General features: G+C 39.2%; 11 protein-coding genes and 1 pseudogene. 3 read left to right on the top strand and 9 right to left on the bottom strand.

All coding sequences use genetic code 11. The features are described 5' to 3' along the window. Window positions 1-11: 11 nt before the first annotated feature. Together RMY00_RS24135 and RMY00_RS24130 are read right to left on the bottom strand one after the other, a co-directional pair. On the bottom strand, window positions 12-3968 hold the full coding sequence (locus RMY00_RS24135; protein ID WP_322649968.1) for an EAL domain-containing protein: 3957 nt from the start codon (window positions 3966-3968) through the stop codon (window positions 12-14). A 120-nt stretch (window positions 3969-4088) separates the two neighbouring features. Continuing rightward, the gene (locus RMY00_RS24130) at window positions 4089-5738 is read right to left on the bottom strand and encodes an adenylate/guanylate cyclase domain-containing protein (RefSeq protein WP_322649967.1); all 1650 of its coding nucleotides are present in this window, start codon (window positions 5736-5738) and stop codon (window positions 4089-4091) included. 772 nt (window positions 5739-6510) lie between these two features. Here RMY00_RS24130 and RMY00_RS24125 point away from each other — a divergent pair. Beyond that, window positions 6511-7995: a VanZ family protein gene (locus RMY00_RS24125; protein WP_322649966.1), complete on the top strand. Its 1485-nt coding sequence runs from the start codon at window positions 6511-6513 to the stop codon at window positions 7993-7995. A gap of 21 nt (window positions 7996-8016) precedes the next feature. Here the strand turns inward: RMY00_RS24125 and ylqF are convergent, their stop codons facing one another. The 4 genes and pseudogenes from ylqF to RMY00_RS24105 form a co-directional block, all read right to left on the bottom strand. Next, on the bottom strand, window positions 8017-8898 hold the full coding sequence (gene ylqF / locus RMY00_RS24120) for a ribosome biogenesis GTPase YlqF (protein WP_322649965.1): 882 nt from the start codon (window positions 8896-8898) through the stop codon (window positions 8017-8019). A 31-nt stretch (window positions 8899-8929) separates the two neighbouring features. After that, on the bottom strand, window positions 8930-9340 hold the full coding sequence (locus tag RMY00_RS24115) for a VOC family protein (RefSeq protein WP_322649964.1): 411 nt from the start codon (window positions 9338-9340) through the stop codon (window positions 8930-8932). Window positions 9341-9371: 31 nt separating this feature from the next. After that, window positions 9372-9524: pseudogene (locus tag RMY00_RS24110) on the bottom strand (DUF3370 family protein); the annotation flags it as partial. After that, window positions 9491-9814 carry a DUF3370 family protein gene (locus RMY00_RS24105; protein ID WP_322649963.1) on the bottom strand — a complete coding sequence of 108 codons (324 nt, stop codon included), beginning with the start codon at window positions 9812-9814 and terminating at the stop codon, window positions 9491-9493. The gene RMY00_RS24105 and the pseudogene RMY00_RS24110, both read right to left, overlap by 34 nt. A gap of 510 nt (window positions 9815-10324) precedes the next feature. On the opposite strand from RMY00_RS24105, the gene RMY00_RS24100 reads away from it, so the two are divergent. Continuing rightward, the gene (locus tag RMY00_RS24100; RefSeq protein WP_322649962.1) at window positions 10325-10810 is read left to right on the top strand and encodes a type II toxin-antitoxin system antitoxin SocA domain-containing protein; all 486 of its coding nucleotides are present in this window, start codon (window positions 10325-10327) and stop codon (window positions 10808-10810) included. A 9-nt stretch (window positions 10811-10819) separates the two neighbouring features. Beyond that, window positions 10820-11434, top strand: coding sequence for a type II toxin-antitoxin system PemK/MazF family toxin (locus RMY00_RS24095; RefSeq protein ID WP_322649961.1), 615 nt, complete (start codon window positions 10820-10822; stop codon window positions 11432-11434). A gap of 40 nt (window positions 11435-11474) precedes the next feature. On the opposite strand, the gene RMY00_RS24090 is transcribed toward RMY00_RS24095, so the two are convergent. The 3 genes from RMY00_RS24090 to RMY00_RS24080 form a co-directional block, all read right to left on the bottom strand. Continuing rightward, the gene (locus RMY00_RS24090; RefSeq protein ID WP_322649960.1) at window positions 11475-11843 is read right to left on the bottom strand and encodes a type II toxin-antitoxin system VapC family toxin; all 369 of its coding nucleotides are present in this window, start codon (window positions 11841-11843) and stop codon (window positions 11475-11477) included. Continuing rightward, a complete protein-coding gene (locus tag RMY00_RS24085; protein WP_322649959.1) occupies window positions 11843-12100 on the bottom strand; it encodes a DUF2281 domain-containing protein in 258 nt (85 codons plus the stop codon). The genes RMY00_RS24090 and RMY00_RS24085 overlap by 1 nt, the downstream gene beginning before the upstream one ends. Window positions 12101-12415: 315 nt before the next feature. Beyond that, window positions 12416-12553, bottom strand: coding sequence for a hypothetical protein (locus tag RMY00_RS24080; protein WP_322649958.1), 138 nt, complete (start codon window positions 12551-12553; stop codon window positions 12416-12418). Window positions 12554-12919: the final 366 nt, after the last annotated feature.

The raw sequence follows: 12919 nt of genomic DNA, 5'->3' as shown, positions 1-12919 counted from the left end.
ACCATTAAGCTTTAAGTAAATATTAATGGACTTGGTTTCCCCACTCCATAACCTTGAGCGTAATCGACTCCAAGTTGTTTGAGTCGTTGTAAGATAGCATCATTTTCGACAAACTCAGCGATTGTTTTTATCCCCATTACATGCCCAATGCGGTTAATCGCTTCCACCATTGCATCATCTACAGAATTCTCGATAATGTTCTTAATAAATCCGCCATCAATTTTCAAATAGTCTACTGGGAGGGTTTTAAGATAGGCAAAAGAGGACATACCACTACCAAAATCATCTAAGGCAATATGGCAGCCCCAGCCCTGGAGTTCGCTAATAAACTGACTGGCTTTTGTTAAGTTAGCGATCGCTACGGTTTCGGTAATTTCAAAGCAAATTGACTGTGGTGGAACTTGATACAATGGAAATTGCTCACGCAAAAAGCTAATAAACTGATCGTCGTTGATACTAGTGCCTGAAAGATTGATGGCATAAATAGCTTTACTATGATGTTCTGTTAATGACCAAGACTTAAACAGGGTTTCGATCACCCAGCGATCAATTGTCGGCATCAGATTGTAGCGTTCAGCTGCCGGAATAAATGCCATCGGTACAACTAAATTTCCCTTCTCATCTCTCAAGCGCAGCAAGATTTCGTAATGAGTTTCCTGTGTTTCTGTGGGAGCGATCGCTGTAATGGCTTGGGAATATAAGCAAAAACGATTTTCTGCTAGCGCCTTGGTAATCCGTGAAACCCACTGCATTTCTCCACGCTGTTGTAAAAGTTCTTCATCGTCAAGCTGAAAAATATGAACGCGATTACGTCCCTTATTTTTAGCAGCATAGCAAGCGGCATCTGCGTAGCTCAACAGACTGGCTCTGTTATCACTAATTGCATTAATTTTTACTAACCCAATACTGGCTCCAATAGAAAAAATACTGTCTTGCCAAATAAACCGAAACTCTTGAATAGTTTCGCGCCAAATATTAGCAATCCGCATAGCTTGCTCTAAAGAACATTGGTAAAGCAATGCGCCAAATTCATCGCCGCCTAGTCTAGCTAATACGTCTGTTTGACGGATCTTAGTTTGCAATAGTCTTGTGATTTGCCGTAAAAGTTCATCACCAGCCGCATGACCACAGGTATCGTTGACAATTTTGAATTGATCCAAATCCAGATAGCACAAAGCGTGTTCTAGGTTGTGTGTTTTGGCGTTGCTCACCGCTTGTTCTAAACATTGTTCAAATTCGTAGCGATTGACTAGCCCCGTTAAGAAATCGTGGCTTGCTTGCCAAGAGAGTTGACGGGAGAGGCTACGGTTTTGGCTAACATCATGAAACACCATAACTACACCGACAATTTGATTGTAGCGATCGCGAATTGGTGCAGCAGAGTCATCAATAGCAATTTCTTTGTTGTCACGGGTAATTAAAACTGTGTGATTTGCTAGACCGACGATCTGCCCTGATTTTAAAGCTTTTTCTACCGGATTTTCTGCTGGTTCTCGCGTGGTTTCATGGAAAATTCTAAAGACTTCTTTTAATGGTAAACCTTTTGCTTGTTGCTGACTCCAACCTGTGAGCATTTCAGCAACGGGGTTGAAATACTCAATTTTGCCAGCTGCATCTGTAGTGATCACCCCGTCACCAATAGAATGTAACGTAACTTGCGCTAATTCTTTTTCATGAAAGAGTTCTTCTTCCATTTGTTTACGTTGCAGCAATAAACCCAATTGGGCAGCAATAGCTGAAATATTTTCTACCGTCTGCTTATCCTGAGTGGCAATTGCCAACTTAAAAAATACTAGCACTGCCAGAACTTGCTGGTTGACAACCACAGGAATTCCCAACCCAGCTTTGATGTCATTTTCTAAAGCTGTATCTTGACGGAGAAAAATAGTTTCTGGTTGTTTGGAAATATCTTCATGCCACTCTGGTTGCTGTGATGCCCACACTCTTCCAGGTAAACCAACGCCTAAAGCAAAGGTCAATTTTTCACTCACCGCCCGAAATTCCTCGATTTGGGGTAGATGATTCTCATGCTCATGGTCATTGATGTACCAAGCTGAACTACACTGTAAAACATGACTATTCGCAGAAGGAATCCAGGCTTCGCCATAGTCCCAATGAGTTGTTTGACAGACTAATTGCAAAACTTGCCCTAATGCCGAGTTGAAATTTGGGGACTCGGCGATCGCAAATGCGATTGTTTTCAGGAAGCGGAGTTGCTCTTGTGCTTGTTTGCGATCGTTAATGTCTCGATGAGTCCCTGTCATCCGCAGTGGGTTCCCATCTTCATCCCGTGTGACAACCTTTGCGTAATTGGCAATCCATTTCCACTGGCCGGATTTAGTCAAGACTCGATAATCAAAGTTATAAGCATGGGAACTATCTTGAAGATGAGCATTCAAGGTTTCCATTACCCAAGGCTGGTCTTCTGGATGAATCAACCGCTCCCAAGTCCTAACATGACCTGGGAGTTCTCCGACGCTGTATCCTAGCATTTCCAGCCAGAGGGGACTCAAATAAACTTCGCCAGTAGAAATTTTCCAGTCCCATAAACCATCGCCAGAACCTTCCAATGCGAGTTTTAGCCTTTCTTCACTTTTTTGGAGAGCGGCTTCTCCCTGTATCCGCTTCGTGATGTCCCGAAAGCTGAAAACTCGTCCGATGGGGCGATCGCTAATCCACTGCGGACGAGTATATAATTCAAAAACTCGCCCATCTTGAAATTGGCAAATATCGTAAGTCTCCTTCTCTGGGCGGTTAAGCATTTGATTAGTCGCTTCCAAAAACGCTTCTGGATCTTGGAGTTGACTAGCAATAAATAACAATATTGGCTGATCCTGTCCCCATTTCATCGCTTTAATAACTGAGTCTGGAACTTGCCACATCTCAAGAAATTGAGTATTGAAGTTAATTTTTATTCCCTGAGCATTAAGAACCAAAATACCATCAGCTGTAGATTCTAAGGTTGCCTGAAGTAATGAGTTAGACTTTAGCAAGTCATTATTCGTCAGTTTCAACCGCGCTGCTTGTTTTTGGGTAAGTTGAGAAAAATAGAAAACTAGCGTCACCAGTAAGCTTAAGAACAGTCCTTCTACCAGCACTAGCTGGGCTACCGGAGATAGTAGCAATTGAACTTTTGGGCTAGTATTTGATAGCTGCTTAACAAGTATATTGTTCCAACTATTTATCGCTTGCCAAAGTAATAGATTTGCAGTCAAAACTCCAAAACCAATACTCAGGGGAAACCATCGTGGTAGGCGATCGATTCCCTCAAAAGCTAAAAGTTGGACGCTAACCCCAATCATCAGCAAACCCAGCCCTGTTGGAAGTGCTACACCTGTTAGATATCCCCCTTTGTATTTGTAAGCTGTTTCTAGACCGCTAACGTAGCCGAATAATGCTACAAGTGCAATGGCGATCGCTCCTGCTGATAACAATCCAGCAACAATTAATAAACGTTTGCTCATCTTGACTAGAGATAAGCATAGCGATGCTATACCTAATAGAGTAAAAGCTAGTGCTGTATTCAGAGAAGGGCGGCCAGGTAAGGGAGTACCAACTTTAATCACAAATTGGTGGATAGATTTATCGCTCCCTAAAGTTTCGGTAGAAGTAAGAAGATTGTTTGTCAGATAGTCCTGTATAAAAAGTTGGTCGATACCAAAGTTTACCTGAAAGATATATTGTGCTAAAGTCAAGCCACCAATCAGAACAACCACTAAGCTAAATCCGGCTGCAAGTAGTCGCCACTTTTTGATTAGAGTCAGCAATGCCCAGCCATTGAAGAAAAACGCTAGAGCAGTGTTGTAGCGCATGGGAGGCGAATTTGGCAGGACTTGAATGATGGCACTGAAGTGAGTATGCCACGCAAGCATCACCAAAAATCCCAAAATGGCACTGAACCCTCCAGTGAACAATACCATGATTTGGGGCGCTTTAGCAATCATTTTTAAAGCGGATGAATCAGCCATAGCCTTCCTGATTGCACAATATTATTTTTCATTTATACTCAGTATTCCCTTCTTGGCACAAAATTACTCAAATTGCCATTGAAGGTGATTCAACAAATATTTGAAGTCGCCATATTCAAATTAAAGATTAATAAATGGAGTAAGAATTGTTGGCATTGGCTGCAATTTTGTCTGATAAACTTTAACTAATCGCTCAATACCTTTGAAACGATAATCTCCCATTTCTTCAAAGTCTGAAGGCAGTGAAAGCATTTTATGAGTGGCTTCACTAATCACGCATTCACTAGGAGGACAAACTGCTTCCATCCGAGCAGCAAGATTAATCGTCGCGCCTAATGCCGTATAATCTACCCTTTGGGAACTACCGACATCTCCTACAACAGCCTTACCGCTATTAATCGCAATACGTAATTGAAGGGGTTCGTGCCAAAAACCGTTGGCATTAAGATGTTCCAGACGAGTCAGCATTCCTTTAGCAGCATTAACAGCGCGATCGGCGTGATCTGGTTGCGGTTCTGGAGCGCCAAAAAATGCCATAATACAATCGCCAATATATTTATCTAAAGTGCCGCCCCAAGTAAAAACTTCTTTTAGCATTTCTTCAAATAAATTATTTAATAATTGAGCGATCGCTGTTGGTGTTAACCGTTCAGAAATTGCTGTAAAGCCAACCAAATCTGCAAACAAAATACTGATTTCGCTCTCGGTGGGAGCTAAACGACCACCCGGTAATGCACCTACAGAGATCAACTGCTGCACAACGGCTGGAGAATGATAGCGTTCTAGTCGGTGACGAATCATTTCTTCAGTTTTGAGTTTCTCTACCAGTAACCAACGCTGGACGCTAGAAGCTACAATGTTTGCTAAAGCTGAAAAAAAGCTGAGTTCTTCTTCGCCTTCATTTGCCCAATGGTAAGAAGAAAGATTAGCATCGGCATACAATACGCCCACAACTTTATTTTCATCCCATAAAGGCACTGCCATCGCGCTGCGAATGCCTTTAACCAAAATACTCTGTTCACTAGCAAACCGTTCATCCTGCTGGGTATCGGCTGTTTGAATAACAACTTTTTCGTCAAATACCTTTTGACAGATACTACGACTAATCCAACTTCCATCAGAGGGGAGATGTTTTTGTTGGGAAATATTTCTAGTAGCAGAATTAACTAATTCTAATTGACCGCAACCATTAACATCAATTAATAATGCCAAGCGATCAATACTATCAAGGTAACGAAAAACCACTTGCTGCACCTGAGAAAAAATTTCTTCTATAGATGCCGCCGCACAAAGATTTTTCGCTATGTCCACTAAGTCTTTGAGACGGGCAATGGTTTTGTCTTTATTATTGATGTTGCCATCTTTGCTATCGGCTGCGATCCATTGCTGTTGTAATTGTTCGACATTGTGAAGGATTGTTCTTTGTTCATTAATATCCGAAGTTCCATGATGCCCTGTCGGTTGTGAAATCGGGCTTGTGAGCAGCACTACCAGGCTAACATTGCCCAGCCAAACGATATCGCCGTGATGTAACTCTTGGGGGAAGTTAACAAGATATTTATTTACTTGCGTCCCGTTTTTGCTGCCCAGATCCTCAATAGTCCACACACCTTCAGCTGTTTTCATCAAGCGGGCATGGTTGCGAGATACTCCAGCAAAAGGTAAGTACAGGTTACATTCCGGCAAACGGCCAATTGTGAATATATCTTGATCAACTGCGATCGTTGTCTCGGTATCTCCCTCTTGTAGGCGTAGCGTCAGTTCAGTCATGAGTGTGATCCATCGAAGCTAGAGGTGCAAGCAACTCTAAGGTAAGTTATACACTACAGGTTAACCTTCACCTTTTCTTTATGACACTGTTAACTGCATTCCGACAACTGCATGTGACAGATATTACATTGAAAGAGACAACTTTGCTGGAGATTCAGTTCGCAAATTTTCAATTTTGTGAGCCAGTACGGTAAGTTCAGATTGCGGCTGTTTACCCTGCAAAGATCCCTCCAACCCCCGATAAATTACAAGGCTAATTTTCTCCTCCTTTACCCCTTTTTAAGGGCGCTGCCGCAGACGAGAGTATCTTCTTATCCAAACCGCACTGCTTCACCTCCTGCCTTTCTTGATAAAACCCTCAGTAAGAGCGTATATCCGCCATTAGTGTCAACTTAAACCCAAACCCAACTATATGTAGTTTTTAGAATACCTTGATGATTTCTTCATAATTTACTGCTCATAATTATCTACTAGTAAATAATATAAAAGCAGCGTTGATATTGTGTGCAGTTCAAAAGTAGCTTTAAGCATCTATTAGTGGTAATTAATAATTCATACTTAGGGCAAAACAGTAAGAAAAGTTTTTAGTTACTTACTCTCAACAATCATTGATATAGTAACGGACAGAAAACTTAGGACAATAATAAAGTTACAATACACGCTTGTTAAAAGTGTCTAGCATCGGCTTGTTTTAACGGCTTTGTTCAATACTATATATTGAAAGTAACTTTATTGCTATCCATTAGTAGTCATAGTAATCACAGAATAACTTATGAATAAATACCCAGTTTCCGCTCAAATATTTAATTTACTGATTGTCATCATCAGCATTGTTTTAGTACTATTAGCTACACTTTATCCATTTAATTTTTCCATCCCAGATAGTTTTTCCATCCCAAAGTTTTTTGCTAATTTTAACAATGCTAGTAATTTTCAAGACCAAGTAAATAATTTTTTGCTGTTTATGCCTTTAGGGTTTGGCTTGACTAGACTCTTGCAGAAAAGAAAGATAAAAACAGGAGTACAAGTTTTCATAGTTACTTTGGTAAGTGCTAGCTTATCGTTTACAGTTGAAGGATTGCAAATATTTCTACCTTCAAGAATGCCTACTCCATCAGATATTATGAACAATAGTATTGGTGGATTTATTGGTTTCATTTGTTTTTACCTATGGAATAATCAAAGCTTTAAAAAAACTATTGCACAGATAGAAAATAGTAGAGCTAGCCGCTCAAATAAACAGATAATAATATTTTTTATTGGATATATATTTTTAACATTCCTGATTTCGCTGTTGTGGCAAAATACGATAATTTTGAGTAATTGGGATAGAAATTATCCCCTACTGATTGGGAACGAGCAGACGAGAGATAGACCTTGGCAAGGATACATATCTGAAATTTATATTGCTGATCGAGCCATCTCGAAAAATGGGGTAGTACAAGGATTAGCTGATTCCAGTTACTTTAATAATCTTGGTAATTCTTTAATAGCGAATTATCAATTTAAAGGAAAATGTTGCTATAAAGAACAGACTGGACAATTGCCAGAACTATTGTGGCAAGGACAGCCTTCAGACGCTCAAGAAGGTAAAGGTGTTTTTTTGAGTTCTAGTCATTGGCTACAAACAGCTACTCCTGTCACAACTCTCAGCAAAAGAATTAGTAAAACATCTGAATTTACACTTAGTACTACCCTTGCTACTACTAACTTAGAGCAGTTTGGCCCTGCCCGTATTATTTCAATTTCCGGCACTTCCCTACGTCGCAATTTGACACTAGGACAGCAGGGAAATGACTTAGATTTACGATTACGAACGCCGATAACTGGAGAAAATGGAGCAGATTTAAGACTGAATATACCTAATATTTTTAAAGACACTAAACTTCACCATATAGTCATCACTTATTCCAGAGCAACTATCCAAGTATATGTAGATAATTTACAGAATTTTTACTCTTTGAATTTATTGGAATTAATGCCTAAAAATCAGAAAATTTTTTACTATGCGCTAACTTTTATTCCTCTAGGGTTTGGCTTAACGATATTAACTCTTCTAGCAAAAAGAAAATTGATACTTTCTAATTTCTTGATTTATGGAGGGATATTAATACCTTCTCTAGTATTGGAAGGTATTTTAGTAAGTGAGAGCGGAAAAAATCTTAGTCTAAAAACCTTGTTACTGGGTATGCTATTTACAGGAGGAACTATGTTGATTTTAAGGATGCGGGCTGCTCGATTAAAAATGAGAAATTAACAAATTTTCTTTTATCCTTATTTAATTAGGAGGTAATTCTAAACTAATTTCACCTAACGAACCCTTGCGAAAATCTGTTAAAAGTTGCCTTGCTGCTCGCTCTATATCACCTTTGTAACGATGCTCCGCCAAGGCGTGCAAATAGGTATCTCCGGTGTCTGATGTCGAGTCGAGTTGGTAACGAGACTCTAATGGTTTCTTAGGTAACAAATCTGTGGCTACAGCTTCCAAATAGTTGAGTAAATCCACTAGGGCTGCTGCTACTAGCTGGTTATCGTAAGAGGCTTCACCGATATCATCACAAATGGCTAATTTCAATGCTGCATCTTGGTCTTCTAATCTTAAAGGGATGACACCAGGAGCATCTAGCAATTCTAAATGTTCGGAAATTCGCACCCAGCGCAGTTGGCGCGTCACCCCAGGACGAGCTGCACTTTCTACTACTCGCCGTCCCAACAGGCGGTTAATCAAAGCTGATTTTCCGACATTGGGAAAACCAATCACCACAGCTCGCACTGGACGGGGTAACATGCCGCGATCGCTTCTTCTTTTATTAAGTTCTACTCCAGCAGCTTGTGCTGCCCGTGCCACTTCTGCTATACCTTTACCATGTTGAGCGTTGGTAAAATAAGGGACTTCTCCTTGACGTTTAAACCAATCTATCCACAGCGATCGCATTTGCGGCGTAATCATATCTACTCGGTTAAGTATCAACACCCGTGTCTTACCCTCCACCCACTCACCGATTTGGGGATGGTGAGTCGCTAAGGGAATCCGTGCGTCTCGTACTTCAAACACCACATCTACCCGCTTCAGCTGTTCTTTGAGCTTCCTTTCAGCTTTCGCAATGTGACCCGGATACCATTGAATCAGGTTTAATCTATAGTTTTGAGTTATAGCCATAATCAATTACCAAATAAATTATTATCACTTATTAATTATCATTCACTGGGGCTTGATGTAAAATTATCCGATTACCATCAGGATCATAGGCATAAATTTCTCTGCCGTGGGAAGCAATGGAAATGTCTCCTGGTGGGGGATAACCTAATGTTGTTAGGTGAGCGATCGCATCTTCTAAATTACTCACCTCTAAACACAAACTTATCTTACTTTTGGCGTAAACCCAAAGTGGCTTGTCGTCAGACATCGCTTCAAATTCTGATTCATTTGTGTTCTTAGGTTTAAAAATACCTAATCGCATACCAACTAAATTAAACTCAGCATAGATATTTGGAATCAAAATAACTGGCTTTTGCTCCAGAAATCTAGTATAGAAATTCACTAACTCCTCACAATTAACCGATGCTATGGTGACAAATGCGTTAGTGTACTGGAAAACCATATAAGCCTTAAGTTATTTGATTTTTTTGAGATCACTTTTCTAAAGTTCTTACACTCAGGACTTGCGGTAGTGTCGAATCTGGTGGATAAATTACATCTACCTGTACTATTCGCTTAGTTGAAGGTGGAAGTATAAGCTGCACCAATGTTTCTAACACCTGACCAGTTCTGTGCCATAGATGTACATAGCGTGTCTTTTGTTGACCTTGGCCATCAAAGTAGCGTAGACCACGAAAGAAAGTAAAATACCTTCAATTTTAATCCATTCTGGGCTATTGCTGTTAAAAACGGGTATGTTATCCAACTTACCTGGTAGAGCCAGAACTTCTCCTGGTTGCACAATTTCTTGAGGCGTTGGCTTCGGTGAAGTTTGAGCGATCGCTGAATTATCTTTTTGAGTTGTACATCCAAAGTTTTGAGTTATGGCAAATCCTAATAAAAGTGTGAATACAGATAATGGGAATTTAGCCAGCATAAATTTAAGCATTAAGAAAGCTGTAGTGTCAAAGATTGGAAATTATTACTACAAGTTCCTTGAAGGGAATTTCCGATCGTGCGTAAGCATAGCCCGTCGCAGACATCGCCAGAAATTACACTTGGGAGCAAAGTGTCCTAACCGTGAGTAAGGTTGAAAGATGGGTTATGTCTGTAGTGTTTTTGCCCGTCAAAGAAATGATAAAGTTGCAGAAGGCTGTCTACCTACCCACAACACTTTTATTAACTGTCACCAACAGATTAAATGCTAGTTACAAATTTTGTGATTACATAAACTGCATCATGTACTAAAATAGATAGTACATAAGAACTATTCATCTTGGCATCCAAACCTGAAAGTGTCAAGGGCTGAATACAACTCACTATAATAAAGCGATATCAATCCATGAAAAGCTCTCAAACAGTAGAGTTATTAATGGAATGATTTTATCTATTAATATTTATTAAATTTAGACAAAAGTCTTATGGGAGTTAGCAAAGAGAGAGAACGATGTTGGAGAAGCTCATAAAATATTTTGTCTACGCGACAAAAGGTTATATTACAAAAACACAGCTAATAAAGTTTTTGTATTTAGCTGATCTTTACTCTGTCAAATGGACAGCAAAGCAGCTGACACATTTAGATTGGCGTTATTATTACTATGGCCCTTGGAATGAGGATATAGATAATACTTTAAATCAAATGGATGGTAAAGAAATATCTCAAGAATCTCAGGGAGATACAATACTTATCAAACTTGGTGCCCAAGCAGGTAATGTAGATGATTTAGAATTGCCTATAAGTTTGACGTTAGTACTGGATAATATTAGGAGAGAATGGGCTGGTGCAGGACAAGATAAACTTACTCAGTTACTAGAGTATGTATATAACACTGCTCCCATGATGGAAGTAAAAGATACCCACAGACCTGAAGAAAAAGTTAAACTTAACTTACAAGCAGAAAGAGATAGATTAATCAATGAATTAGGCAATTAGGATTATCAGGTGGCTGGACAAAAACCTAGACAAGGTTGGATCTATTTTATTAATCCCTATAGGGTATCTCTACGTTGCAGAGTTGGACACACTCATATTTATGATTTGGATGAGCCAGGTGAAGTACAATGTCAGACTATCTCTTGCACTGAAAACATCAATTCTAGTAGAGTTTTTAGAGGAACGCATCCTTATGTAGTTTGGACAGGTGATCAGTTTCAGGATGAGTCAGGTTATATAGCAACTTTTTCTGTTATTCCTCTAACCTCACAAACAACATCTAACGGTTTACCAACAACGTATCCAATTAACCCAACTAGCCAAAACGGTCTTGAGAAAAATTCTTATGTCCTGGTTCATCAACTGTGTACTGTTGATGCTAATTGCTTCAAAGACTCAGCAGGAAATTGGTTGGAACGCATGGGACAACTAGCTAAAGCAGATAAAGATGCTATAGAGCAGCGTTTAAAGTATTTTTTAAATATTCTAGACAATCCTAGTGATGATTGGTTTGCTCAAAATGCAACTATAGAGCTTTTACAAAAAGTTTTTTATTTTCTGCCTGACGAAAATACAAAAAATAGAGCCATAGAAGAATTAATAAATAATTTAGGCCGCTCGTAAATCAGTAGTCATTGCTGACAATTTTTCTGTAATTTTATCTCTAACTCTTCCCAATTAGGAAGATAGGCATACATAAAACATTAATCAACTCATTCATTCTCACTAAACACGCATCAGCTAAAGACATTGGCACATTCTGATACCGTTTCAGCAACTCTCTAACCGTTCCTATTTCATCACTGAGACGAAATGAAATTTGAATATTACTACTACTAACTAATTCCATTACAGCATCTTCACCACCATAAAAATTTTGCAGTATAAAACACGCCTCAGTAATTACTGCTTCACAAGTAAAGAAAGGGTAAGCTAGATTAGCGACTTCTTTAGTAGCCCAACTATGATATTGTTCCCGATTATTAATTAAAGCAACTAGGGGGCCAGTATCAATAATGATATTTTGCTTCACTACCTGCCGAACCCTTCTAAATACTTTTTATTAGTCGCCAAATCTCCTGGGCCTCCATCAACACATCCAATAAACTCCTTAGCGGCTTCTAAAAATGAAACTTCTTTTTCCTCCTCCTTATCCTTAAGTGTCTCCTGCTTTTGCATATCCTTAAACTGCAAAAACTCAATAAAATTTAATACCTCTTGTTGCTTATCAGGAGATAACTTTTTCAATTCATCAATTATCATTTGTTGCTTATCAATTGCTTGAGTCATTGCTGTATCCTGGATAAAAATAAAAATGAGAAAACAGATATAGTTGATTTAAATTTTAGCAACTTACACTCTAATAGTCATTGCAGACAAACTTAAATACTCAATAATCAGCAAGCGTAAATAGTCTAACATCCGTAAATAAGCTTTTGTACCCTGATATTCTCCATTACTACCAAAGTAAAATTGAGCAACAGCAGGAACATCAAAAACTGCCAGGTGATTTAAGTTATCAATTGCTTGCTGTTGATTTTCTATCTCACCCTTGACTTGAATTTGACTGGCATATCCTCTGATATTAACTGTTAATAGTTTAAGTTATTCTAAAATCGAAAACTCATAATGAGATGTGGGAAAATTGGCGGCGATTCCCTCGCGTTCTGATTTTGTGGTTTGATAGTCACTGGTTAACTGTTCTAAAATATGAATAATCTGATTTTTAGTTCTATCAGACATTAATTTTACACTTTCTCCTTGACGCTTACAGCAGTTTTCAGTTGTGTGAATCACAATTTTACCAGACCTAACCCCCAACCCCTTCTCTACTAGCGTTGGGAAGTAAGCCTTAAAGCCTCTCTCCTTGTAGGCTAGGGTGTACACACAAGTATGACCAGCAGAGGTTTCAACTCTTTTAGTAGTTTCATAGGGTAGAATGTCACTTACTTAAGCAAAAGTTGAGGCTCAGATCCCCGACTTCTTCAAGAAGTCGGGGATCTAAATCCACGTTATTTCAGTGACATTCTTTCGTATGGTGCGTTATGGACACGCCGAAATAACAAATGAGTACTCCGAAATAACAAATGAGTACTCCGAAATAACAAA

It is taken from the genome of Nostoc sp. ChiVER01, from assembly GCF_034531155.1.
Lineage (GTDB): Bacteria > Cyanobacteriota > Cyanobacteriia > Cyanobacteriales > Nostocaceae > Nostoc.
This window is presented reverse-complemented; position numbering and strand designations above follow the sequence as displayed.

Excerpts from the sequence above, each read along its gene's own strand:
- RMY00_RS24135 (WP_322649968.1), bottom strand. The coding sequence starts at position 3,968 with ATGGCTGATTCATCCGCTTTAAAAATGATTGCTAAAGCGCCCCAAATC.
- RMY00_RS24130 (WP_322649967.1), bottom strand. The coding sequence starts at position 5,738 with ATGACTGAACTGACGCTACGCCTACAAGAGGGAGATACCGAGACAACG.
- RMY00_RS24125 (WP_322649966.1), top strand. The coding sequence starts at position 6,511 with ATGAATAAATACCCAGTTTCCGCTCAAATATTTAATTTACTGATTGTC.
- ylqF (WP_322649965.1), bottom strand. The coding sequence starts at position 8,898 with ATGGCTATAACTCAAAACTATAGATTAAACCTGATTCAATGGTATCCG.
- RMY00_RS24115 (WP_322649964.1), bottom strand. The coding sequence starts at position 9,340 with ATGGTTTTCCAGTACACTAACGCATTTGTCACCATAGCATCGGTTAAT.
- RMY00_RS24105 (WP_322649963.1), bottom strand. The coding sequence starts at position 9,814 with ATGCTGGCTAAATTCCCATTATCTGTATTCACACTTTTATTAGGATTT.
- RMY00_RS24100 (WP_322649962.1), top strand. The coding sequence starts at position 10,325 with ATGTTGGAGAAGCTCATAAAATATTTTGTCTACGCGACAAAAGGTTAT.
- RMY00_RS24085 (WP_322649959.1), bottom strand. The coding sequence starts at position 12,100 with ATGACTCAAGCAATTGATAAGCAACAAATGATAATTGATGAATTGAAA.
- RMY00_RS24080 (WP_322649958.1), bottom strand. The coding sequence starts at position 12,553 with ATGTCTGATAGAACTAAAAATCAGATTATTCATATTTTAGAACAGTTA.